Raw genomic sequence first — 22,743 nt, forward strand, 5'->3', positions numbered from 1 at the left:
CAACGATGATCACGCTGGAACAGCAATGAACATCAGGAAACCGGGATGGCCAATCATGTGGTGCGCGTCACCACCGGTCAATGAATCGTTGAACACCTTGGCAACAGTGTCAACGAAAACAGGCCTGATCCGTGGCTATCGCCTCGATAGCGATCCGGACATTGCCCCCGGCCGCGAAACGGAAGGAAGCTTTCTCAAACGCACCATCGCCATGAGGGTCCGCAGTGCGTGAGTCAGCCGCACACACCGGGCGCGTACCTATCGGGAGGACGTCAAATGACGAACACAGTCACCACCACAAGCAAAAAGTCGGGTCAGACCACATTCGATTTCACCGGCCAAATCGTCATCGTGACGGGCGCTTCCGGCGGCATCGGCTCGGCGCTGGCCGATAAGTTCGCCGAAGCCGGCGCGGATTTGATCCTGCACGGACGCAAGGCCGAAGCCCTTGAGGCCAAGGCCGGGCAAATCCAGGAGCTCGGACGAAAGGCGATCGTGGTCACCGGAAACATCCGGGAACCCGAGACTGCAGATGCCCTTGTCCGGGCCGCCCTTGAGCAGTTCGGGCGGATCGACATCCTGATCAACAACGCCGGCGGCAATTTCGCCTCGCGCTTGGAGGATCTTTCCGTCAATGCGTGGAATGCGACAATCGGCACCAACCTCAGCGGCGCGTTCCACACAGCCGTCGCCTGCCTTCCGGTCTTCGAGAAGCAGGGCGGCGGCAGCATCATCAACGTCGGGTCCGGTTCGGCGAACCACGCCCACCCGATGCGCGGCGCGTATGCCGCAGCCAAGGCGGGGCTTGCCTCGCTGACCAAGACGATGTCCTGGGAATGGGCCGACCGCGGCATTCGCGTCAACTGCGTCGAACCCGGTGCCACCCTGACGCCGGCTTCCCGTTTTGCTTCGCCGGAGACCGAGAAGACGTTCGGCGAGTTCCTGGCCCTCGGGCGTGTGGGCTTGCCGGAAGAAGTTGCCGACGCGTGCCTGTACCTATGCTCCGACGCCTCAAGCTTCATCACTGGAACGGTCCTGCAGGTCACCGGCGGACCGCACACCTCGTCGCCCCTCGATGCAAGGCTCGTCCGCGAACCGCGAAATGCGTGATCCATCCGGCACTACCGAAGAGCGCAAGGGAAGGGTTTGACATGGAAACGATCGCTAAGGCGGAGCCTCTGCGCGCTTCCGCGAGTGCGCCAGCCTACAACGACAGCACGATCATCGCGGAACGGCGCCGATCACGCATCAAACGACAGTTGAGCGTCTGGGCCCTGAGGATCGGTGTGCTCGCCGTCTTCGTCTTCAGCTGGGCTTTTATGACGGGCCAGGGGATCATGGATCCGACGCTGGTGTCCACCCCCGGTGATGTCGGGACATCCTTCATCAAGCAACTGGCGGACGAGACCTTCTGGACCGATGTAAGCGCGACGTTCAGCGGCGCCATGGCCGGGTTGGTCTCCGGTGCAATCCTGGGCATCCTGGCAGGCGTGGTCTTCGCCCGCGTCGAGGTTTTGCATGTCGCGGCCAGGCCATTCCTGACCTTGATGAACAGCCTTCCGCGTCCGGCGTTGGCACCGATCTTCATTCTGTGGTTTGGCCTAGGGTTCGGCCCCAAGGCACTGGTTGCCTTCAGCGTGGTGTTCTTCGTCCTGATGACCAGCACTATGGGTGCCCTGCAGGGCATCGACCACGACATCAGCCAGTTGACTAAATCATTGGCCATGACACGGAAACAGCGCTTCTTCAAGATTGAGTTGCCCTCGGCGCTGCCGGCCATCGTTGGCGGTTTGCGGCTCGGCGCAGTCTACTCCGTGCTTGGTGCCGTCGTGTCGGAAATGGTCGGCGCCTACACCGGTCTGGGACAGCGATTGGTCGTCGTGACCAACAACTTCCAGGTCGCAGAGACCTTCGCCGTCTTGGTGGCCATGGGCTTGTTGTCGATGGTACTGGACCTTTCCATCTCGGGCCTGCAGAAGCTCGTGACTAAGTGGACGAGATAGAGCGGCCGCGGATCGACAACGACCGTTTGTAGCGCGATACCGGCCGAGGCGATACCAATACTGCCTCGGCCGGTATCGGGCAATGAGAGGGACTTCATGCACATCGACAATCTCGCCCTACCACTGCCAGCTCAGGAGATCGATCACGGCAGCCTGTTCAGATTGGATGACAATCTCTATGTCGTCCTTGGTGCAGGCGGTGGTATTGGGGAGCATGTCAGCAGGACGATCGTCGGCCTAGGTGGTCGCGTTCTATGCGTGGACATCAATGCAGAGCTGGTCGGTGCAGTTGCCAACTCACTGCGGATGCCCTTCCTGGTCGCGGATGCCGCGACCGAGGAAGGCATCGACCGCATCGCGATCGCTGCTGCCGCCGAATGCGGGCAGATCAATGGGTATGTCGATGTCATCGGGCAGATGCATCGCCGGCAAATCTCCGACTATGGATTGGCGGACTGGGATCTTGATTTCAGGGTCAACCTTGCACACGCCTTTTTGGCCGCACGAAAGTTGGCCCCACTGGTCAGCAGCGGGTCGATCGTGCATGTTTCCAGCGTGGTCGGTTCGCACGGTGGGCTGACGGCGCCGGGCTACGGCCCGTGCAAGGCCGCATTGCAAGTGTGGGTCAAGGAGCTGGCGGCTGCCTATGGGTCCCGTGGCGTCCGCATTAACGCCGTTGCGCCCGGTCTCTTCCTTTCGCCGAGATATGTCGCCAAGGAGCGAAGCAGCCGCGATTCGCAGAAATTGGCTGGACGACCCATGCTCGGCCGGCTCGGTCAACCGTATGAAATTGCGGCCACGATTGCTTTCCTGTTGTCTCCTGCCGCTGGGTACATCACCGGCACCACGATCGCCGTCGAAGGGGGCTCGCTGTCAAGGGACTCGACAGGGCTCGACGAGTTGTTGGGCTGACTTCACTCGGGCCATGCGTTCGCTTGCTTCACAAGCCGCCAGGATGCCTCTGGTGGGGTTGTGATCAGGGTAACATGGTCCTCCGGCGGTCTTGGACCGCGACAGCAAAGGAGAAGGTGCCATGAGATTCGCGCAGCTGCGCTACCTGGAGGCAGCATTGCGGACAGGCTCGTTCCGGCAAGCTGCCAAGGAGCTTGAGATCTCGCAGCCGACGATCACCAACCAGGTGCAGCGGCTCGAAGAGGATCTGGGCGTCATTCTGGTGACCCGCGGTGCCAAAGGGGTCCAGCCGACCTATGCGGCAGAGAGGATCCTGCCGCACGTGGTCACGGCGGTTCAAGCCGAGCGGATGCTGCGCGAAGAGGCCAGCGCCATTGGAGGCCTGAAGCTGGGCACCGTCCGGCTCGGCACAGTGCCAGCAGGGTCACAGACCATTCTTCCCAGGACAGTCAAACGCCTGTTGACCGACTTCCCGAACGTGCGTTTCGAAGTGGACGAGGGTCCATCGAAGTTGGTGGTTCGCGGCGTCCTCAGCGGCCAATTCGATGTTGGCTTGGTGACCCGTCTGCCTGGTATCGAATTGATTCCGGCTGAAGATGCCTTACTGCACCATATCGATCTCATCACCGGCCGGCTGGTCCTGGCAGTGCCCGAGGATCACCGGCTCGCCGGCAAGGACGACTTTGAACCTGCCGACCTTGAAGGGGAAGCGCTGATCTTTCCTGCAGAGTCGAGCATCCTGCGCGTGGCCTTTGACCGGATGTTGGAGGGCGTTGAGGTCAGAGTCGTCTACACCACGCCCAATGCGGAGGCGGCACAGGCCATGGTGCGTGCCGGTGTGGGAATTTGCATGTCGAACACGCTTCTCGGGTCGACCATCAGCGGAAACGGTGTTGCGCTTGTACCGCTTCCCTTCGAATGGGCACGTGCCAGTACGTCCGCCATCGTCAGGAAGGATGAGGCGAGGTCCTCGGCCGTGCAGGCGTTCCTGCGTCTCCTGCGCGACGTCGCCAAAACCTTCTAACCACCTGACCGGCTCGGTGGATTCCGGGCCACGTTGCTCCTTGCCTTACCTTGCCGAGGCTGTGGAGTTGTCCAGATGCTCGTGCAGGATGAAGAATTCCCTCCGGCACGTCCGGGTGTAATCCACCCAGAAACGGGAGCCGGTTCCCTGGCCACGATGCCGCCGGCCGTTTTGCTCGTTCCCCACTCCCGGGCCACCGCCGTCATGGTTCCCAGCCGGTCCAACGCCCCGGGCAAGGCTGCCTTGCCGCGGTCCGGGCGGACCCAAAGAGGGGAGTGTTTTGTGGGCCGCCCGGACGCCTGGGCCGATTCACGGGCTTTGGGTGGAGGGACGTGTTCATGACGGTGCTGCGATAGTCCCTGGAACTGAAGGAACGCAGCAATGGTGGCCATCCGATAGCGCAGTCATATCACCCTGCCAGCGCGGTCGAGCTTCCCAGCGCCGAGATGGCTGACGAGACTGAAATCACGCCGGGCGCGAGAGCTTGCCGCCCGGATCCGACGTTCAGTGAGGTGCACCAGTTGTCAGTCGAAACAACCCAGCCGAGCGGCTCCGCGACCATCGCCGAGCTCATCGCCCAAGCCGGAAACCGGGAATCGGCCATGTTCACCGAAGCGGAGGGAAAGTCCCTGCTCTCTGCATTTGGGATCGATACACCCCAAGGCGTCGAAATTGCAGTGGGCCAGAAGCTACCGGCTCACCTTCGTGAACCGCTGGTCGTCAAAGCGATCTCGGCGACGCTCGTGCACAAGTCCGACGCCGGCGGAGTCCGGGTCGGAGTGTCCCGTGCCGAGCTAAACGAAGTCGCGCTGCAGATGCGTGCGAGCCTGGCCGAATTCGGGCACGAACTCGATGGCTTGCTTGTCGAGGAGATGGTGCAGGCCGGCCACGAAATCATCGTGGGCGCGGTCCGTACGCCTGGACTTGGGTGGACCGTTATGGTCGGCCTTGGCGGGGTCCTCGTGGAGGTCTTCGAGGACGTGGCCTTTGGCTTGGCCCCCCTGGCGAACGACCAGATCCTGGACATGCTGCAGGAGCTGCGCGGCATGAAGGTGCTCAACGGCGCACGTGGCGGCGTGAAGGCCGATATCCCGGCGCTCGTCACGCTGATCTCGCGCCTCGCCGGCCCCGAAGGCCTGCTGGCCTCGCTTCCGGATGATGTTGTGGAAATCGACCTCAACCCCGTGATCGTTTCCGACGCCCGCGCCGTGGCCGTGGATGCACGTTTCGTTGTTGGCCGTCTTGAGGCCGGTGACGACGCAGCCGCAGTGCGTACTGATGGCCGGACCACCGACTTCTCCCCGCTGTTCCAGCCCCGCCGGATCGCGGTCCTGGGTGCAAGCGGCAAGCGCCCGAACCTTGCCAACCGATTCATCCGCAACATCCGTGCCGGTGGCTTCGACGGCACTATTGTGCCGATCCACCCGAGCGCCGAGGAGATCGAGGGCCTTGCCGCCGTCGGTTCCTTGGCGGACGTGGACGAGCCGATCGACTACGCCTTCGTTGCCCTGCCGGCGGCAAAGGTCAGCGAGGCGTTGAGCGAGGGCGCCGGCCGCGTTCGTTTCGCACAGGTGGTCTCCAGCGGCTTTGGCGAAGTCGACGAGGGCAAAGAACTCGAAGCCACCCTGGTCAAGACCGTCAACGAAGCCGGCATCCGTTTGATCGGCCCGAACTGCCTGGGCACCCACGCCTCGGCAGGGAAGCTCTCCTTCGTCCCCGAAGCGCCCCTGACCCCGGGAACGGCGGCCATCGTCTCGCAGAGCGGCGGCCTGAGCGTCGACATCCTCCGCGTCGGGACATCCCGCGGAATCGATTTCCACAGCGTGGTCAGCATCGGCAACGGTGCCGATGTCAGCGCTGCCGAGCTTGTCGAATCCTACCTAGGCAATGAAGACGTCCAGGTCATCGGCCTGTACCTCGAGTCTCTGGCCATCGCACGCGAGGTCCTGGACGTGCTGGCAGCATCCGAAACCCGCAAGCCCGTGGTGTTGCTCGCCGGAGGCCGGACCGCGGAGGGCTCGCGTGCGGCCACCAGCCACACCGGCGCACTGGCCGGCAATCACCGGCTGTGGCCGGCCATCGCGCGGCAGTCGGGCATGACCCTCGTTGATTCGCTCGCTGACTTCGCCACGGCGCTTCACGCCCTGTCGACGCTCGACCTCAGTGTCAAGCCGAACGGCCGCGAAGCGGTCCTGTTCGGCAACGGCGGCGGAGCCAGCGTGCTGGGCGCCGATGCCCTTGACCGCCAGGGAGTGGCAACCTCGCCGCTGGCCGATTCGGTCATCAACGAGCTCGAAGCGCTGGACCTGCCCCCGGGTAACGGTTTCCACAACCCGATCGACGTGCCGGCGGGAACGCTGGCCGTCAGGAGCGGCGCGGTCGCCGAGGACATCCTCAAGACGGTGCTCGCGGGAAGCAACCCGGCAGTGCTGATCTCCCACCTGAATGTCGGGATCATCCAGCGCAATCTCGGCGCAACCCACGGGGACGTGACGGGCAACATCATCGATTCGATCGCCAAGGCGCGCGACGAATCGACGCCGGGCACCCACCAGATGCTCGTCCTGAAGACGGACGGCAGCGCAGGAACCGAGGAAATGATCAAGACGTACGCACAACGTGCCCGGGCGATCGGAATCCCGGTCTTCCCGGCCTTCGAAGACGCGGCCCTCGCCGCGCGGGCCGTGCTCGAACAGAGCCAGCAGACACACCAGGCGTCGCGTGGCGCAAACGGAAGGCAGTAGAGATGACACAGGAAGCAGTCACAACTGAGGAAACCAAGCTGACCCGCGAGCAGGAACATGAAGAGCGCCGTGCGGCCGCGCTGGCGATGGGCGGTCCGAAGAAGCTTGAGGCCCGCCGCGCCGAAGGCAGGCTGAACGCCCGCGAACGTGTCGCGCTTTTGCTCGACCCGGGCACGTTCCGCGAGAGCGGTTTGTTCACGACCTCGGCCGTGGAGGCTGACCGCCACAAGACCCCGGCCGACGGCAAGATCACCGGCACCGGCGAGGTCGACGGCCGGCGTGCCGCGGTCATCGCCTACGACTTCACCGTCAAGGGTTCCTCCTCCAGCCCGGTCAGCAACAAGAAGATGTCCCACTTCAAGGAACTCGTGGGCAAGGTGGGCATGCCGCTGGTCTACCTCTCCGAGTCCACCGGCGTGCGCATGCCCGACGCCATGGGCGGCACCGGCATGGGCAACGCCAACGGCAAGACCCGCTTCCTGCGCAAGCGTGAAAGCCCGTGGGTTTCAGCTGCGTTCGGTTACTGCTTCGGCTCGGCCGCCTGGCATACGGTGGCCGCCGACTTCGCGGTCTTCCGCAAGGGCAGCGTGCTGGCCGTCTCCAGCCCCGGCCTGGTCAGCCGCGCCACCGGCCAGCAGGTCGACGCCCAGGAGCTCGGTGGCTGGAAGGTCCACGCCGAGGTCACCGGCTACGCCGACGCGGTGGCGGACACCGACGAGGAAGCTATCGAATTGGTACGCCGATTCCTCTCCTATATGCCCGCACACAACGGCGAAACCCCGCCGCTGGCACCGGTCCCCGCCGGCTCGGGCGAGCGCGCCGCGGAACTAAACCAGATCGTCCCGGAGTCCCGCACCCAGACTTATGACGTGCGCAAGGTCATCGACATCATCGCCGACACCGGCTCGGTGTTCCCGATCAAGGCCCGCTACGGCAAGTCCCTGGTGACCTCGCTGGCCCGCATCGGAGGCCAGTCCGTGGGCATCATCGCCAACAACCCGATGTTCAAGGGTGGCGCACTGGACGGGGCCGCCTGCGACAAGGCCACCAGCTTCCTGGTCTTGTGTGACTCCTACAACATTCCGGTGATCATGCTCGTCGACCAGCCGGGCTTCCTGATCGGCTTGGACGCCGAGCGCAATAAGGTGGCGGGCAAGATCATCAACTGGATGAACGCACTTTCGCTGGTCACCGTGCCCAAGATAGCCGTGACGATGCGCAAGAACTACGGCCAGGCGTTCATCAACATGGGCGGCGGCGGGACCGCTGACGCCACCGCCGGGTGGTGGTCGACCGAGGTCAGCTTCATGGATCCGACCTCCGCGGTCTCCGTGGTGCACGGTCTGGACCCGGAAAGCGACCCGGTGATGTACGAGCTGCGCCTCGCCGAGATGTCCAAGGGCACCACCGCCTACGACGTGGCCCGGGTGTACGGATTCGAGCAGGTTATCGATCCAGCCGAGACCCGCGAGTTCATCCTCGGCGCATTGAAGGACCACTACCGGGCACGGACCAACGGGATCGGCGAACACCTGCTGAGCCTGTGGCCCACGAGTTATTAAGGACGACGTAATGAGCCTATTTCCCAAGAGCCTGCTGATCGCCAACCGCGGCGAAATCGCCCGGCGCATCATCCGCACGGCCAAGCGCCTCGGCGTGCACACCGTTGCCGTCTACCATGCGGTGGACGGCAACCTGCCGTACGTGTTGGAGGCCGACACCGCCATCCAGCTCGAGGGCGATACGCCGGTGCAGGCCTACCTCGACGGGGAACAGATCGTGCGCATCGCCAAGGACGCCGGCGCCACGGCCATCCACCCGGGCTACGGCTTCCTGGCCGAAAACGCGGGCTTTGCCCGCCGGGTCGAAGAGGCCGGGTTGATCTGGGTCGGCCCGTCCGCCGAGGTCATCGAGGTGATGGGCGACAAGGTCGAGTCGCGCCGTGCTGTGGCCGCGGCCGGCGTGCCGATCAGCGGCGATGCCGGCGCGGCGCTGCAGACTGGCGACGAGGCCGTCGAGGAAGCCAAGCGCGTGGGCTACCCGGTGATGGTCAAGGCCTCGGCCGGCGGCGGCGGAATCGGCATGGCCGTTGCCCATGACGAGGAGGCGCTGCGCAAGGCGTTCGAGAACACCAGGTCGATGGCCGCGCGCAGCTTCGACTCCGACCGTGTCTTCGTCGAACGTTTCGTGGCCTCGGCCCGGCACATCGAGATCCAGGTCCTGGGCTTGGCTGACGGTACCGTCGTGGCCCTGGGCGAGCGCGATTGTTCCACGCAGCGCCGCCACCAGAAGCTGATCGAGGAGTCTCCGGCCCCGCACCTGGATCAGGAACTGCGCGGGCGCCTGATCGAGTGCGCTATCGCCTCGGCCGCCGCCGTCGGCTACCGCAACGCCGGCACCGTCGAGTTCCTGCTGGACACGATCAGCGGCGACTTCGTCTTCCTGGAGATGAACACCCGCATCCAGGTCGAGCACCCGATAACCGAGCTCACCCACGGCGTCGACCTGGTCGAGCAGCAGCTGAGCATCGCGGCATCGGGCACCACCACCCCGGACTTCGCCCCCGAGGCGCGCGGCCATGCCATCGAGCTGAGGATCTGTGCCGAGGATCCCAAGAAGTTCTTCCCCCGTCCGGGCCCGATCGATGCCTGGCAGGAGCCGGCGGGACCGGGCATCCGGGTGGATTCCGGCTATGCGGCCGGCACCGAGGTCACCCCGCACTTCGACTCATTGGTCGCCAAGGTGTGCGCCTACGGGGCTACCCGTGAGGAAGCGCTTGCCCGTGCGATCAAGGCGTGCAACGACTTCGTGATCGAGGGCCTGACCACCAACCGGCCATTCCTTGAGGAAATCCTCGGCTCGGAGGAATTTACCGAGGGCCGGTACGACACCGGAGTGGTGGCGGAAATACAGCAAAGACTTAAAGAAGAGGCCAGGCTGGCCAAAAGGAGTGCATGAGCATGGCAGAGACGATTCAGGCGGACATGGGTGCCAACGTGTGGAAGGTCCTTGTGTCCGCGGGCGACACGGTTGAAGAGGACGACACGTTGCTGATCCTTGAGGCCATGAAGATGGAAATCCCCGTGACGGCCGAGGATTCGGGCACGGTCCTGGAGGTCCTCGTGGCCGAGGGGGACGTGGTTGCTCCGGGCCAGCCGCTGATCACGTTCGGGGCGGAGTAGGCCATGCCGATCCCCAGCACCCTGAAGGCCTGGTCGGTTACCGCACTCGGTGAACCCGTCGATGCCCTCCAGCTCTCCGAACGCGCCGTCCCCGAACCGGGCGAGGGCCAGATGGTCGTGCGCGTCCTGGCCTCCGCGGCCAACTTCCCGGATGTGCTGATGTGCCGAGGCACGTACCAGGTCAAGCCGGAGCTGCCCTTCACTCCCGGACGCGAGGTCTGCGCCCAGGTGGTCGCCACCGGGCCGGGCGTTACCCGCGCCGCGGTGGGCGACCGGGTGCTGGGCCTGACCACGCTTCCGTACGGCGGGTTCGCCGAGTACGCGCTGATGGACCAGGACAAGGTGCATCAGGCACCGGCATCGCTTGATGACGCGCAGGCCTCCTGCCTGTTCATCGGATACCAGACTGGCTGGTTCGGCCTGCACCGGCTGGCCCGCATCCAGCGCGGAGAGACGCTGCTGGTCCACGCCGCCGCCGGCGGCGTGGGCAGCGCCGCCATCCAGCTTGGCAAAGCCGCCGGGGCCCGGGTCATCGGTGTTGTCGGCGGCGAAGCGAAGGCCGCCTACGCCAAGCAGCTCGGTGCCGATCTTGTCATCGACCGCCGCAAGGAGGACTTCGTGGCGAACGTCAAGGAGTTCACCGAAGGGCGCGGCGCCGACGTCATCTACGACCCGGTCGGCGGCGAGGTCTACCAGCGCTCGACCAAGTGCATCGCGTTCGAGGGCCGGATTATCGTCGTCGGCTTCGCCGGGGGAGAGATCCAGTCCGCCTCGCTGAACCACGCGCTGGTGAAGAACTACTCAATCATCGGCATCCACTGGGGCCTTTACAACACGAAGAACCCGGCGGCGGTCGATGAATGCCACAGGGAACTGACCAGGCTGGCCGACTCCGGGGCCATCGACCCCTTCGTCAGCGAAAGGTTCACTTTGGACGGCGTGCCCGACGCCCTTCAGCGGCTTGCCGACGGAAAGACAGTGGGCCGGGTCGTCATGGAACACGCTGGAACCGTCTTGTAACCATCGGGCGCCACCCCCGCAGGGCCATGGGCACAGCCAAGGCCGCCAGGCACGAATCAACCACACAGGAGTATGAATGTTTGAGTCACAGAACGGCGGATCGCCCCGGGGCGGTCGGCGGATGTTGGACGGCGGCATGTCGCGACGTTCGCTGATGAAGTTCTTCGGCCTGGGCACCGCGGCGCTCGGCTCGGCCTCGCTGCTGACCGCCTGCGGAGGCGGTGGCGCGGCCTCCGCGGGCGAGGCCCGGAAATTCGCCATTGCTGCCTTCCCCGGCGATGCGTATTTCCTTGATGCGGCCAACCTTGCGAACAAGGACTACGCCAGGCACCAACTCGAGGTTCCCAAGCACCTCAACCCGCAGTCCGGGGTGCAGGCGTTCCAGCTGCTGGTTGCCGGCGCCGTCGATGCATACGCCGCCGACACGCTGCTGCTGATGGCCACCCACGCGAACAGCTCAAAGGGCAAGCGTCCGCTGCTCGTCGGCTTCCGGACGCTCGAAACGACCTACGGAATCGTTGGCAGCAAGGACCTCAGCTGGCCCGGACCCGAGGCGAGCTTCGAAGAGAAGATCCGATCGCTGAAGGGCAAGCGCATTGGCGTCTCGAGTGTCGGCTCAGGCGGTGACCTGCAATTGAAACTTGCGCTGGAGCTGGCCGGCATGAAGTACGGCGACGTCACGGCCCTGGCCGTGGGCCCCACCGCCCAAGCGATCCCGAACCTGAACGCCGACCGCATCGATGCCTACGTCACCGTCCAATGGACGTCGACGCGTTTCGTGGCCCAGGAGACCGGCGGCACGATCCTGATCGACTTCGCCGAGGAAAACGTTCCGGAGATCATGCGCAACCAGGCCGTGGTGGGCATCGGGGTGCGCGAGGACAAGGTGGAGAAGCAGCCCGAGGTCGTGAAGAACTGGTTGGCGGCCCAGGACGATGCCAGCAAGTGGATCATCGAGAACAAGGCGGCGGCGGCTGAACTGCTCAACACCTCCAGTCTCGGCGGCAAGGCCCCGCAGATCGCGCAGGAATATGTCGAGCACTATGCCACCCAGGTGGCACCCAAGCTCAAGCCGATGTTCAAGGCACCGAGGGAGACCATCGAGCACATGGCCGAACTCGCCCTGCGCTTTGGCAGCGTCAAGAAGGGCGACATCACCTATGAGACGCTCGTTCCGGAGTTCGCCCGGGCATGAGTGAAGCAAGGAAAACCGCAAGCGACGGTGGCGTGGCGACGCACCGCGAATCGCCCACTGGACTCGACCTCGACCGCTTGGGCGACTGGCTGGCGGCCGAATACCCGGGCATGGTTGTCGGGGAATTGACGGCCAGCCTGATCACCGGCGGAAAATCGAACCTGACATACGAGCTCGCCGACTCAGTCCAGCGGTGGATCGTGCGCCGACCGCCACTGGGCACGGTCATGGCGACGGCTCATGACATGCGCCGCGAATACACCATGGCCGAGGCGCTGGAAGGTACGGACGTCCCGGTTCCGAGGATGGTCGCCTATTGCGATGACAAGGACGTCCTGGGCGCCGACTTCTACATCATGGAGCGGATCGAAGGCGTGCCTTACCGGTATGCCGACGAGATCATACCGCTCGGCGAGGCACGCACCCGAGCCATTTCCATTGAGTTGGTGCGCACCCTCGCGAAGCTGCACCGGGTGGATCCTGGCCGGGTGGGCCTGGCCGACTTCGGTCGCCCCGAGGGTTTCCTGGGCCGGCAGGTGAAACGCTGGAAGACGCAGCTCGACGCTTCGTTCACCCGCGAACTTCCCGGGGCGGACGAGCTGTACGCAAAGCTCGTGGCCGCCGTCCCGTCGGAGTCCGCCTCGGGCATTGTCCACGGCGATTTCCGCCTGGACAATGTGCTGATGGGCGCCGACGACCTGCCGGCCGCAGTCATCGACTGGGAGATGGCAACACTCGGCGATCCGCTGCTCGACCTGGCGCTGATGCTGACCTACCAGCGCCGCGCAAGGGTCGTGGCGGGTCGGGAATCCACCGACCCGGCCACATACGACGCAACGCTGGCGCCCGGCTACCTTTCCGAGGAAGAGATCATGGCCCTCTACGAGGCAGAGAGTGGCCGTGCTCTTCGCGGATTCGGATTCCACTTGGGACTGGCCTGCTTCAAGCTCGCCGGGATTTCCGAGGGCGTCCGTTACCGACATATCAATCGCCAAACGGTTGGCGCGGGCTTCGAGGACAGCGGCAGCACCGTGCCGTTGCTGCTGGAACTTGGGCTCGAATCACTCAAGGAGTACAAGTAGATGGATTTCTCAACAGACGAGCGGACGGAATTCCTGAAGAAGGAACTTGTCGACTTCATGTACGGGCACGTCTACCCGAACGAAGAGGCGTACAAGGATGAGCTGGGAAAACTAGAGAACCCGTACGCATGGTCGGAATCCCCGATACTGCAGAAGCTGCGCGCCGAGGCACGTAGCCGCGGGCTATGGAACCTTTTCCTGCCCGGGGAGGAGGGCGCCGGGCTGACCAACGTGCAATACGCACCGCTGGCCGAGATCACCGGCCGCAGCCGGATGCTTGCTCCGGCGGCCCTGAACTGCTCGGCACCTGACACCGGCAACATGGAATTGCTGGCACAGTTCGGTACCGAAGAGCAGAAGGAGCAGTGGCTCAAGCCGCTGCTCGAGGGTGAGATCCGTTCTGCCTTCGCCATGACGGAGCCGGCCGTGGCTTCTTCCGATGCGACGAACATCGAGACAAGCATCGTGCGTGACGGCGACGAGTACGTGATCAACGGCCGCAAGTGGTTCATTACCGGCGCGATGAATCCCAACGCCAAGATCTTCATCGTGATGGGCAAGACCAACCCCACTGCCGAACGGCACCGTCAGCAGAGCCAGATCCTGGTGCCGCGGGACACTTCCGGTGTCACCATCAAGCGTGCCATGACGATCTTCGGCTACGAGGACCACTACAACGGCGGCCACGCCGAGATCGTGTTCACCGATGTCAGGGTCCCGGTCGGTAACCTCATCGGCGGCGAAGGTGAAGGTTTCGCCATTGCCCAGGCGCGTCTGGGCCCGGGCCGCATCCATCACTGCATGCGTGCGATCGGCATGGCCGAGCGGGCCATCAAGATGATGTGCGAACGGGCCGACGAGCGTGTCGCTTTCGGTAAACCGCTCAGCGAACAGGGCGTGATCCGTGATTGGATCGCCGAGTCCCGGGTCCGGGTCGAACAGTTGCGCCTGATGGTGCTCAAGACCGCCTGGCTCATGGACACCGTGGGGAACAAGGGCGCCCACACCGAGATCCAGGCTATCAAGATCGCCACGCCGTCGACCGTGGAATGGATCCTCGACAAGGCCATTCAGGTCCACGGTGCCGCTGGGCTGTCGCAGGACTTCTTCCTGGCGTCGGCATACGCCTATGCGCGCACCATCCGGTTCGCCGACGGTCCCGACGAGGTGCATAAAAACGCCCTGGCCCGCAATGAGCTGAAGCGCCAGCGCGCGCGACGCAGCTCCTAGGTTGATCCAACGTCCCCCTCACCACGAATCGCGGTGAGGGGGACGTTGTCATGTCCGGAGAATTCATGGGCAACTGTTGTCAAGTGTCAGCCATCACTACGCGGCTATCGCCTTGATAAGCCATGTGAGATTGCTTACGTCGGCGCCCGTTGCGCATGATCGTGGTATGCCTACTAACGCCGCTTCGCTCACCCTCGACGCTTCGCCGGCTTCCAGGCCCGCTGCCGGTCACCCGGGAATCCAATCCCTCCGGGTCGCGCAGAAGGAAGTCATCGCCGACGGCGTCGTGCGGTTGCGACTCGAGGAACCGCACAACGCCCGCGTCCCGGACTGGACCCCCGGTGCACACATTGAACTGGTGCTCCCGACCACGGACGCCGGATCCCTCTCCCGGCACTACTCCCTGTGTGGCGACCGCTGGGACCCGCACGCGTACGAGGTCGCCGTACTGCGCGAACCGAACTCCAAGGGCGGTTCGTGCTTCATCCACGACGAGCTCGCGGTCGGCGACATGCTTACCGTGGGAACCCCGCGGAACAACTTTCTCCTGTCCCAGGCGACCCGCTATGAATTCATTGCCGGCGGCATCGGGATCACCCCGATCATGACCATGATTGTCGCCGCGGAGCAGCTCGGCATCGACTGGCACCTGCACTACGGCGGCCGCACACGCGCCTCGATGGCCTTCCTGGACGAGCTCGCGCAGTACGGCGACCGCGTCACCATCTGGCCGCAGGACGAAAAGGGCCATCTGAACCTGTCCTTCCTGAGCGAACCCGTTGACGGGGGGCGTGTCTACTGCTGCGGACCGGAGCCACTGCTAAACGCGGTGGCCGGGGCGGCATCCGCCTGGCCGTCCTGGGCGGTGCGCTTCGAGCGGTTCGTTCCCGCAACCCTGCCGGAGCCGGTGCGGACCGAGCCGTTCGAACTCGAACTGGCGCTCTCCAAGAAGTGCATCACCGTCGGCACCGACCAGACGGTTCTTTCGGCCTTGAGCGATGCCGGCGTCCCGGTGCTCTCCTCGTGCAACGAGGGGGTCTGCGGCACCTGTGAGGTCAGCGTCCTGAGGGGCACGCCGGAGCACCGTGACTCGCTGCTGAACGACGCAGAACGTGCCAAGAACGACCGAATGTTTGTATGTGTCTCACGCGCGGTCTCCGATCGCCTCGTGCTGGATCTTTAGGAGATACCCACCATGTCGACAGCGACGAAATGCCCCGTCAACCACGGAACCGTCCCGGTCCTCGACGACGACCCGTTCTCGCCGGAAACCCTTGAAAACCCCCTGCCGTTCCAGGAACGATTGCGCGAGGCGGGCCCCGTGGTGTTCCTGGCGAAGTACAACGCGTATGCGATCGGTCGCTACGAGGACCTTTCGGCCGCCGTCGCGAACTGGCAGGACCTCTCCTCCGGTTCCGGCGTGGGCCTCAACGAGCCCTGGCGCGCCCGCGGCCTGCTGCAGATGGATCCGCCCGAGCACGACGCACCGCGCGAGGTGCTGCAGTCGATCCTGTCCTCACGGGTGCTGCGTTCGATGAAGGACACCTGCATGGAGACGGCCGGCGGCCTGATCAAGGCCCTGCTGGCGGGCACCGCCCCCGGCGGGCAGGTGGAGATCGACGGGCACACCGGAATCGGTTCGAAGCTGCCGGTGAATTTCTTCCCCGAGGCCTCCGGCATCGACGAGGAGGGCCGCGAAAACCTGGTGCCCTACGCCGACCACATCTTCAACGCACTGGGCCCCGACAACGGGTTGGTGGAACAGGGCAAGTGCAAGGCTGCCGAATACACCGAGTGGGCTACCGCCAAGTGCCAACGCGACGCACTGAAGCCAGAAGGTTTCGGGGCGGACATCTGGGCTGCCGCCGACCGCGGCGACATCCTGCACGAGCAGGCCCCGCTGCTGACCCGCTCACTGCTCTCGGCCGGCGTCGACACCACCGTCTACGGCATCTCGGGCATGCTTTACGCCTTCGCCTCCAACCCGGAGCAATGGGAGGCGCTGCGCAAGAACCCGAACCTGGCGCGCGTGGCCTTCGATGAGTCGCTGCGCTGGGAATCCCCGGTCCAGCAGATTTTCCGCAAGACCACCACCGACGTCACGATCGGCGGGTCCGTCATCCCGGCCGGCAGCCGCGTCATGCTGTGCTTCGCCGCCGCGAACCGCGACCCGCGCCGCTGGGAGAACCCGGACAAGTTCGACCTGTCGCGCGATCCCTCCGGGCATCTGTCCTTCGGCATGGGCATTCACCAGTGCGTGGGCCAGCACGCCGCCCGTCTCCAAGCCGCGTCGTTGCTGGAGCAACTGGTGCCCCGGATCAAGAGCATCGAACTTGCCGCGCCGATCGAACGGCACCACAACAACACGCTGCGCGGCTGGGAATCGGTTCCGCTGCGCCTGACGCTCGCCTAAATCGACCCCGGGCGTGTGAGTGCCGGCATCGGGGGAGGGGCCCCTCGATGCCGGTCGGTGTGCCCTGTGCTTGATTCCCAATACCGAGGAGTTGCTCGAATGAACGATGCCGTTGAAACCGCCGGGCTTCATCAGCTGACCCTGGCCCAAACGGCGGAGCTCATCGGCTCACGCAGGCTCTCTCCGCTTGAATATGTCCAGGCGCTCATCGCGCGCGCCGAGGCCGTCGATTCCCAGGTGCAGGCGTACATCACCCGGACCTTCGAGCTGGCGCTTGACGGGGCGCGCGAGGCGACCGCCGAGATCGCAGCAGGCCGCTACCGCGGTGCGCTGCACGGGATTCCCTTCGCCCTCAAGGATTGCTTCAATACCGCCGGCATCACGACCACAGGACATTCAAGGGTGCTGGAGGACAACGTGCCGACCCGGGACGCCGCCGTGGCTGCGAGGCTCCAGCAAGCCGGCGCACTGCTGATGGGCAAGCTGGCGCTTCACGAGTTCGCCCATGGCGGGCCGTCGTTTGACGTACCTTGGCCGCCGGCACGAAATCCCTGGAACCTGACCCGCGTCACGGGTGGCTCCTCCAGCGGTTCGGCGGCAGCGATCGCCGCGGGGCTGGTGCCGGCCAGCATCGGCACCGACACCGGCGGTTCGATTCGGGTGCCAGCTTCCCGCTGTGGCATTACCGGCCTGATGCCCACCCCCGGGCTGGTTGGCCGTTCGGGGGTGATCCCGCACTCGTTCACGTTCGACCGCAGCGGTCCCATGGCGCGGACCGCCGAGGACTGCGCGATCCTGCTCGAGGGCATCGCGGGCCACGACCCGGCCGACCCCGTCAGCGTGGCCCGTGAGGTTCCCGACTACCGAGGTGCCCTGACCGGGGACCTGCGGGGCTTGCGGATCGGTGTGCTGAGGCACAACTGGGAGGACGAGACCGTGGCGTCCGCGGACGAGCGCCGGTCCATGGAGGACGCCCTGGGCGTCTTGGAGGACTTGGGGGCCACGCTGGAGGACTGCCGGATCAGGCCAATGCAGAGTTACTGCGACATCAAGACGATTATTGCTGAAACCGAAGTGTTCAATGTGCACCAGCCTGACCTGATCGCCCGCCCCGGTGATTTCGGCGCCGACATCCTGAGCCGCATGCTGCCGGCGCTGATGTTCTCTGCCAACGACTTTATCCGGGCCGGCAGGGAACAGCAGCGGGCCATCGCCGAGATGCAACCCCTGTACCGGCGCTTCGACGCCTTCATCACGATCTGCTCGGGCGAAGCGCCGGGATTCGGCTCGCACGACCCGCTGGGATTCTGGAAGAAGGCCAACCACTTTACCGCTGCCAACGTCACCGGCCAGCCGGTGCTCGCGCTGCCGAACGGTTTCGGTTCCGCGGGGCTGCCGCTGGGCATGCAGATCCTCGGCCGTCCATTCGACGAAGCGACGATTCTGCGGATCGGCCATGCGTATCAGTCGGCGACCGACTGGCACCGGCGTCATCCCGAATTGATCGCGCATGCTGTTGCGCCGGCGGTGGACGAACCTCCGTTGCTGGCCGGTACGTCCGGGGACGCCGATCCGATGCTCCGCGATGCATGCCTGGCGGCAGCCGCCAGGGCAGGCCTCGTGCTCGATGAGCGGATGTTCGCGCAGTTGTTGGAAGGTGCGCCGTACGCCCTTGAGATGGCCGCCCGGATGCCGCGTGACCATGTGTATGCCGAGGCAGCGGCCAATGTGTTCGTTCATCGAACAGTGAGCGATCAATAGTGAACGCCGCCAAGGTGGCCGTCGAAAGGTAGGGACCGTGAAGGAAAATACCGAGTACCTGTGGCTCGTCCAGCTTGATATCCCCGACGAATTCGAGGACGAGTTCAACCGCATCTACGATACCGAGCACGTGCCATTCATCGCCAAGGTGCCAGGTGTCCTGGGCGTCCAGCGTTACGTCCTGGATCGGCCCAACGCGGGCGTACAGAGGTACGCAACGCTCTACCGCGTGAACTCTCCGGACCTGCCGCAAACCCCGGAGTGGAAAGCCGCGTCCGCACAAGGCGACTGGGCGTCGAAGATCAGGCCGCATACGACCAACGCCTCACTGTCCATGTTTCGGGCAATTCCTTAGTCGCTACGGCGATTCCAAATCCCTTTTCCGGAGCCTCTCGAAAGGTTGACCATGACACTGACCCTCACCCAGGCAAACCTCATCATCGACAGCGCCATCAGCAAAGCCAAAGAACTGGACATTCGGATCAGCGTCTCGGTCTGTGACGCCGGAGGCCGGCTTCTCGCCTTCGGGCGGATGGACGGCGGGCACTGGGGCGCCGGCTACGGCTCCCAGGGCAAGGCCGTTGCCGCCGCCGGGTTCGCAAAGCCCAGCGGCCTGCTCGCCGAGCGTGCCGCCTCACCGATCATGATCGGCATCGCCCAGGCCGAAGGGGGACACATCTTTTACGCCAAGGGTGCCGTCCCGATCTTTGCCGACGGCGTCCTGGTCGGTGCGTGCGGTGTAGGCGGCGGCACCGGGGAGCAGGACGAGGAATGCGCCGGCGCGGGCGTCGCGGCGCTCCAAGCCATCTCTGTCCTCCAGGGCTGAGGCTCCGGGGCCTGGGTGCCCTGACGTTGAGAACCCCCCATCACCCCTGATGACAAGGAAGTGCACATGATTTACGAAATTCGTTCATATCAGGTGGCTCCGGAGAATGTGCCAGAGTTCGAGCGTCGATTCGGTGCCGGCTATGTTGACCGTGCGGCATTCTCGCCGCTGACAGCCTTCTGGCGTACCAACGATCAGGCGCTGAGCGAAGTCATCCACGTATGGCCCTACCAGGACCAGGCCGAACGCACCATTCAGCGGGCTCGCGCCGCCGAGCACCCGAACTGGCCCCCGGCAACGGGCGGATTCGTCAACCGGATGATGGTAGAGCTGGTCCTGCCGTTCGACTTCGTCGAGGACCGGCGGCCCGGTACCGTCGGACCGGTCTTCGAGATCCAATACGACTATTTCCAGGTGTCCGACCTTCGTGCCGCCGGCGAGGCATGGTCGAACGCGATTGAGGATCGCAGCCAGCACGATTCGCTCGTGCTGGCTGGGCGCCTGGAGTTCGGCCAGACCAACGGCATCGTCCAGATCTGGGCCTTCCCCAACGAGGAACGCCGTGGGCAGGGTACATCTGGGAAGGGAGCCTGGCGGCCTGTTGACGGCCCGGTGCCGACGTCCTCAGTGGTGAAGCAGCTGAGCCCATCGACGTTCTCGCCGTTGCAATAGCGGTACGGAGCACCCGGCGGTTCCTACCGTCGTCGGCCAATGACAGACCCCCGGCACCCAGTGCCGGGGGTCTGCTTTCCCGTTAAGTCCGAGGGGACTTGCCTAACTGGAATCAGTTGGCCAAGTACGGCATCGGCCTGTTCCGTTCAGCGTGCGACTTCGAAGAGGCCTGCGGCCCCCATGCCGCCGCCCACGCACATCGACACCACGGCGAATTGCTGGTCACGGCGCCGCGCCTCGAGCAGGGCACTGCCCACGGCCCGTGAGCCCGTCAACCCGTAGGGGTGGCCCAAGGCGATTGCGCCACCGTTGACGTTCATCTTCTCGGGGTCGATCCCGAGGTGGTCCCGACAGTAGACGGCCTGCGAAGCGAAGGCCTCGTTGAGTTCCCACACCCCGATGTCCTCAACGTTCAGCCCGTGATTCCGCAGGAGCCTCGGGATGGCGGTGACCGGTCCGATACCCATCTCATCGGGCTCGCATCCGGTGACCGCCATGCCGCAGTAGTAGCCCAGCGGCTCCAGGCCCAGCGACGCCGCATAGTCGCTGTTCATCAACACGTTGGCCGACGCACCGTCGCTGAGCTGTGAGGCATTGCCCGCCGTCACCGTCGGATGTGCCGTGAACTCCCCGGGCCTGAGCACCGTACGAAGCCCTGCCAGGGTTTCAGCGGTGGTGCCGGCACGCACACCCTCGTCGTTCGAGACGAGCTGCTCGAATTCCGTGACCTCGCCGGTCTCCTTGTCGGTCTTCAACGTGACGACGCGAATCGGCGCGATCTCGTCGTCGAATGCACCGTTCGCCTGGGCGCGCGCAGACCGCTGCTGGGACAGTGCGCCCATCTCGTCCTGCCGTGCGCGGCTGATGCCGTAGCGTTCGGCCACGAGTTCGGCGGTGCGCAGCATCGGCATGTAGGTGCCAGGGTGATTGGCCTCAAGCCACTGGTCCCGGCCGCGGTACTTGTTGATGTGTTCGTTTTGCACCAGCGAGATGGACTCGACTCCGCCTCCCACCGTCACTGTCATGGAATCGACGAGAATTTGTGTGGCAGCTGTCGCGACCGCCATCAGTCCCGAGGAACATTGCCTGTCGATGCTCTGTCCGGGAACCGTTACCGGCAACCCTGCGCGCAGGGCACCCTGGCGGCCGACGTTGGAACCGGTCGTCCCTTGTTGCACCGCACATCCGAGGATGACGTCCTCGACCAGCGACGGTTCGATGCCGACCTTCTCCAAGGCCGCGGCAATCGCGTGCCCGGCCAACTCGGGGGCGGACGTGTTGTTGAAGGCCCCGCGGTGAGCCTTGCCAATGGGGGTGCGGGCTGTTGCAACTATGGCTGCTCTGGGCATGGTGGTGCTCCTTCAGGAAGGGGGTCTTCGGCATATGCGGGGCAGCGCAGGACGAGCGATCTTGCCTCGGTTTAGGCGGCAGGTGCCTTGTAGAGCCGGGAGACGACCTCGGCGACACAGCCTGGCTTCTTCGCCTCCCCGTTGAGCTCCTGTTCGACGGTGACCTGGACCGTTGACTGTGCCCACTTGTCCTCGCGGTCAACGGACACCAGCCTGATCCGGCCACGCACGCTCGAGCCGACCAGGACCGGGGCAGGGTAACGGACCTTGTTCGATCCGTAGTTCACGCCCATGGACAGCCCGTCGATGCGGTACGTGTCGAAAAGGAACCCGGAGACCAGCGCGAGTGTCATGTAACCGTGTACCAGCGTGGTACCAAACGGGCCCGAGGCCGCACGCTCGGTGTCGACGTGGATCCACTGGTGGTCGTTGGTCACCTTGGCGAACGCATCGATGTCGTCCTGGGTGATGGTGCGCCATTCGGTGACGCCGATTTCCTCACCCACACACTGTGCGAAGTCGTCGATGCCGTTGAAGATCCTCATGCCTTCGGTCCTCCCGCCACGTACAGCACCTGGCCGGAGACGAAGCCCGCAGTGTCGGAGGCGAAGAATGACACGGCGTTGGCGATGTCGGCGGGCTTGCCGGTGCGGCGCACGGGGATCGCCGAGGCGGCCTTGGCCGTGAAGTCCTCGAAGCTCACGCCCAAGCGTGCGGCCGTGGAGGCCGTCATCTCGGTTTCGATGAAGCCCGGGGCGATTGCGTTGGCAGTGACGCCGAAGGGGCCGAGCTCCAAGGCCAGGGTCTTGGTGAATCCCTGCAGGCCGGCCTTGGCCGCCGAGTAGTTGGCCTGGCCGCGGTTACCCAGGGCCGAGGTGCTTGAGAGATTGATGACACGTCCCCACTTGGCCTCGACCATGTGCTTCTGGGCGGCGCGCGAAACCAGGAAGGAACCACGCAGGTGCACGTTCATGACCTGGTCCCAGTCGGAGACGGCCATCTTGTACAGCAGGTTGTCCCGGATAATGCCAGCGTTGTTGACCACCACGACCGGTGGGCCGAGCTCATCGGCGGTGCGGGCCACAGCGGAATCGACAGCCGACTCGTCCGAGATGTCCGAGACGATGCCGATGGCCTTGTGGCCCGCAGCGGTCAGTCCCGCGGTGAGGGCATCGAGCCCGTCATGATCCAGGTCGATGGCCGCGACTCTGAATCCGTCGGAGGCCAGGCGGCGGGCGATTTCGGCACCGATGCCGCGTCCTGCCCCGGTGACGATGGCCGTGCGCTGTTGTCCGGTCATGGTGGAACCTGCTTCCTTGCATCTGGTGTG

The 22,743-nt window shown here is 64.8% G+C and carries 22 protein-coding genes; 19 read left to right on the forward strand and 3 right to left on the reverse strand.

What is annotated here, in order from left to right; translation table 11 throughout:
- Positions 1-25: 25 nt before the first annotated feature.
- The 19 genes from LVY72_RS14440 to LVY72_RS14530 all read left to right on the forward strand — a co-directional run bounded on the left by LVY72_RS14440 (position 26) and on the right by LVY72_RS14530 (position 20,064).
- Complete coding sequence (locus LVY72_RS14440) at positions 26-232, forward strand: hypothetical protein (RefSeq protein ID WP_237822070.1); 207 nt, start codon at positions 26-28, stop codon at positions 230-232.
- Entirely contained in the window at positions 229-1,110 is an 882-nt protein-coding gene (locus LVY72_RS14445; protein ID WP_237822072.1) for an SDR family NAD(P)-dependent oxidoreductase, read from the forward strand. Before LVY72_RS14440 ends, LVY72_RS14445 begins: the two co-directional genes overlap by 4 nt.
- Positions 1,111-1,151: 41 nt before the next feature.
- The gene (locus LVY72_RS14450) at positions 1,152-2,003 is read left to right on the forward strand and encodes an ABC transporter permease (RefSeq protein ID WP_237822074.1); all 852 of its coding nucleotides are present in this window, start codon (positions 1,152-1,154) and stop codon (positions 2,001-2,003) included.
- A 96-nt stretch (positions 2,004-2,099) separates the two neighbouring features.
- Positions 2,100-2,915, forward strand: a complete 816-nt coding sequence (locus LVY72_RS14455) for an SDR family NAD(P)-dependent oxidoreductase (protein WP_237822076.1) — start codon at positions 2,100-2,102, stop codon at positions 2,913-2,915.
- Between the two features lie 121 nt (positions 2,916-3,036).
- On the forward strand, positions 3,037-3,939 hold the full coding sequence (locus LVY72_RS14460) for a LysR family transcriptional regulator (RefSeq protein WP_237822077.1): 903 nt from the start codon (positions 3,037-3,039) through the stop codon (positions 3,937-3,939).
- Between the two features lie 521 nt (positions 3,940-4,460).
- Positions 4,461-6,683: an acetate--CoA ligase family protein gene (locus LVY72_RS14465; RefSeq protein WP_237822079.1), complete on the forward strand. Its 2,223-nt coding sequence runs from the start codon at positions 4,461-4,463 to the stop codon at positions 6,681-6,683.
- A 2-nt stretch (positions 6,684-6,685) separates the two neighbouring features.
- Positions 6,686-8,245: an acyl-CoA carboxylase subunit beta gene (locus LVY72_RS14470; protein ID WP_237822081.1), complete on the forward strand. Its 1,560-nt coding sequence runs from the start codon at positions 6,686-6,688 to the stop codon at positions 8,243-8,245.
- Between the two features lie 10 nt (positions 8,246-8,255).
- Entirely contained in the window at positions 8,256-9,641 is a 1,386-nt protein-coding gene (locus tag LVY72_RS14475) for an acetyl-CoA carboxylase biotin carboxylase subunit (RefSeq protein ID WP_237822084.1), read from the forward strand.
- 2 nt (positions 9,642-9,643) lie between these two features.
- On the forward strand, positions 9,644-9,865 hold the full coding sequence (locus tag LVY72_RS14480) for a biotin/lipoyl-binding carrier protein (protein ID WP_237822086.1): 222 nt from the start codon (positions 9,644-9,646) through the stop codon (positions 9,863-9,865).
- 3 nt (positions 9,866-9,868) lie between these two features.
- Complete coding sequence (locus LVY72_RS14485) at positions 9,869-10,885, forward strand: NADPH:quinone oxidoreductase family protein (protein ID WP_237822088.1); 1,017 nt, start codon at positions 9,869-9,871, stop codon at positions 10,883-10,885.
- 76 nt (positions 10,886-10,961) lie between these two features.
- Entirely contained in the window at positions 10,962-12,080 is a 1,119-nt protein-coding gene (locus tag LVY72_RS14490; protein WP_237822090.1) for an ABC transporter substrate-binding protein, read from the forward strand.
- A complete protein-coding gene (locus LVY72_RS14495; RefSeq protein WP_237822092.1) occupies positions 12,077-13,162 on the forward strand; it encodes a phosphotransferase family protein in 1,086 nt (361 codons plus the stop codon). Before LVY72_RS14490 ends, LVY72_RS14495 begins: the two co-directional genes overlap by 4 nt.
- On the forward strand, positions 13,163-14,392 hold the full coding sequence (locus tag LVY72_RS14500) for an acyl-CoA dehydrogenase family protein (protein WP_237822094.1): 1,230 nt from the start codon (positions 13,163-13,165) through the stop codon (positions 14,390-14,392).
- Between the two features lie 166 nt (positions 14,393-14,558).
- Positions 14,559-15,575 carry a PDR/VanB family oxidoreductase gene (locus tag LVY72_RS14505; RefSeq protein WP_237822096.1) on the forward strand — a complete coding sequence of 339 codons (1,017 nt, stop codon included), beginning with the start codon at positions 14,559-14,561 and terminating at the stop codon, positions 15,573-15,575.
- 12 nt (positions 15,576-15,587) lie between these two features.
- The gene (locus LVY72_RS14510) at positions 15,588-16,805 is read left to right on the forward strand and encodes a cytochrome P450 (RefSeq protein WP_237822098.1); all 1,218 of its coding nucleotides are present in this window, start codon (positions 15,588-15,590) and stop codon (positions 16,803-16,805) included.
- 15 nt (positions 16,806-16,820) lie between these two features.
- Positions 16,821-18,566, forward strand: coding sequence for an amidase (locus tag LVY72_RS14515; protein ID WP_237822100.1), 1,746 nt, complete (start codon positions 16,821-16,823; stop codon positions 18,564-18,566).
- 37 nt (positions 18,567-18,603) lie between these two features.
- Entirely contained in the window at positions 18,604-18,921 is a 318-nt protein-coding gene (locus tag LVY72_RS14520; RefSeq protein ID WP_237822102.1) for an EthD domain-containing protein, read from the forward strand.
- Between the two features lie 51 nt (positions 18,922-18,972).
- Positions 18,973-19,392, forward strand: a complete 420-nt coding sequence (locus tag LVY72_RS14525) for a GlcG/HbpS family heme-binding protein (protein ID WP_237822104.1) — start codon at positions 18,973-18,975, stop codon at positions 19,390-19,392.
- A gap of 66 nt (positions 19,393-19,458) precedes the next feature.
- A complete protein-coding gene (locus LVY72_RS14530; RefSeq protein WP_237822106.1) occupies positions 19,459-20,064 on the forward strand; it encodes an NIPSNAP family protein in 606 nt (201 codons plus the stop codon).
- 146 nt (positions 20,065-20,210) lie between these two features.
- On the opposite strand, the gene LVY72_RS14535 is transcribed toward LVY72_RS14530, so the two are convergent.
- The 3 genes from LVY72_RS14535 to fabG all read right to left on the reverse strand — a co-directional run bounded on the left by LVY72_RS14535 (position 20,211) and on the right by fabG (position 22,713).
- Entirely contained in the window at positions 20,211-21,413 is a 1,203-nt protein-coding gene (locus LVY72_RS14535) for an acetyl-CoA C-acyltransferase (protein WP_237822108.1), read from the reverse strand.
- A gap of 71 nt (positions 21,414-21,484) precedes the next feature.
- Positions 21,485-21,958 carry a MaoC family dehydratase gene (locus tag LVY72_RS14540; RefSeq protein ID WP_237822110.1) on the reverse strand — a complete coding sequence of 158 codons (474 nt, stop codon included), beginning with the start codon at positions 21,956-21,958 and terminating at the stop codon, positions 21,485-21,487.
- A complete protein-coding gene (gene fabG, locus LVY72_RS14545) occupies positions 21,955-22,713 on the reverse strand; it encodes a 3-oxoacyl-ACP reductase FabG (RefSeq protein ID WP_237822112.1) in 759 nt (252 codons plus the stop codon). Before fabG ends, LVY72_RS14540 begins: the two co-directional genes overlap by 4 nt.
- Positions 22,714-22,743 lie beyond the last annotated feature (30 nt).

Origin of the sequence: Arthrobacter hankyongi (assembly GCF_022012395.1) — a bacterium.
Lineage (GTDB): Bacteria > Actinomycetota > Actinomycetes > Actinomycetales > Micrococcaceae > Crystallibacter > Crystallibacter hankyongi.

Coding starts and splice junctions, on each gene's coding strand:
- LVY72_RS14440 (WP_237822070.1), top strand. CDS start 26: ATGAACATCAGGAAACCGGGATGGCCAATCATGTGGTGCGCGTCACCA.
- LVY72_RS14450 (WP_237822074.1), top strand. CDS start 1,152: ATGGAAACGATCGCTAAGGCGGAGCCTCTGCGCGCTTCCGCGAGTGCG.
- LVY72_RS14455 (WP_237822076.1), top strand. CDS start 2,100: ATGCACATCGACAATCTCGCCCTACCACTGCCAGCTCAGGAGATCGAT.
- LVY72_RS14460 (WP_237822077.1), top strand. CDS start 3,037: ATGAGATTCGCGCAGCTGCGCTACCTGGAGGCAGCATTGCGGACAGGC.
- LVY72_RS14470 (WP_237822081.1), top strand. CDS start 6,686: ATGACACAGGAAGCAGTCACAACTGAGGAAACCAAGCTGACCCGCGAG.
- LVY72_RS14475 (WP_237822084.1), top strand. CDS start 8,256: ATGAGCCTATTTCCCAAGAGCCTGCTGATCGCCAACCGCGGCGAAATC.
- LVY72_RS14480 (WP_237822086.1), top strand. CDS start 9,644: ATGGCAGAGACGATTCAGGCGGACATGGGTGCCAACGTGTGGAAGGTC.
- LVY72_RS14485 (WP_237822088.1), top strand. CDS start 9,869: ATGCCGATCCCCAGCACCCTGAAGGCCTGGTCGGTTACCGCACTCGGT.
- LVY72_RS14490 (WP_237822090.1), top strand. CDS start 10,962: ATGTTTGAGTCACAGAACGGCGGATCGCCCCGGGGCGGTCGGCGGATG.
- LVY72_RS14495 (WP_237822092.1), top strand. CDS start 12,077: ATGAGTGAAGCAAGGAAAACCGCAAGCGACGGTGGCGTGGCGACGCAC.
- LVY72_RS14500 (WP_237822094.1), top strand. CDS start 13,163: ATGGATTTCTCAACAGACGAGCGGACGGAATTCCTGAAGAAGGAACTT.
- LVY72_RS14505 (WP_237822096.1), top strand. CDS start 14,559: ATGCCTACTAACGCCGCTTCGCTCACCCTCGACGCTTCGCCGGCTTCC.
- LVY72_RS14510 (WP_237822098.1), top strand. CDS start 15,588: ATGTCGACAGCGACGAAATGCCCCGTCAACCACGGAACCGTCCCGGTC.
- LVY72_RS14525 (WP_237822104.1), top strand. CDS start 18,973: ATGACACTGACCCTCACCCAGGCAAACCTCATCATCGACAGCGCCATC.
- LVY72_RS14530 (WP_237822106.1), top strand. CDS start 19,459: ATGATTTACGAAATTCGTTCATATCAGGTGGCTCCGGAGAATGTGCCA.
- LVY72_RS14535 (WP_237822108.1), bottom strand. CDS start 21,413: ATGCCCAGAGCAGCCATAGTTGCAACAGCCCGCACCCCCATTGGCAAG.
- LVY72_RS14540 (WP_237822110.1), bottom strand. CDS start 21,958: ATGAGGATCTTCAACGGCATCGACGACTTCGCACAGTGTGTGGGTGAG.
- fabG (WP_237822112.1), bottom strand. CDS start 22,713: ATGACCGGACAACAGCGCACGGCCATCGTCACCGGGGCAGGACGCGGC.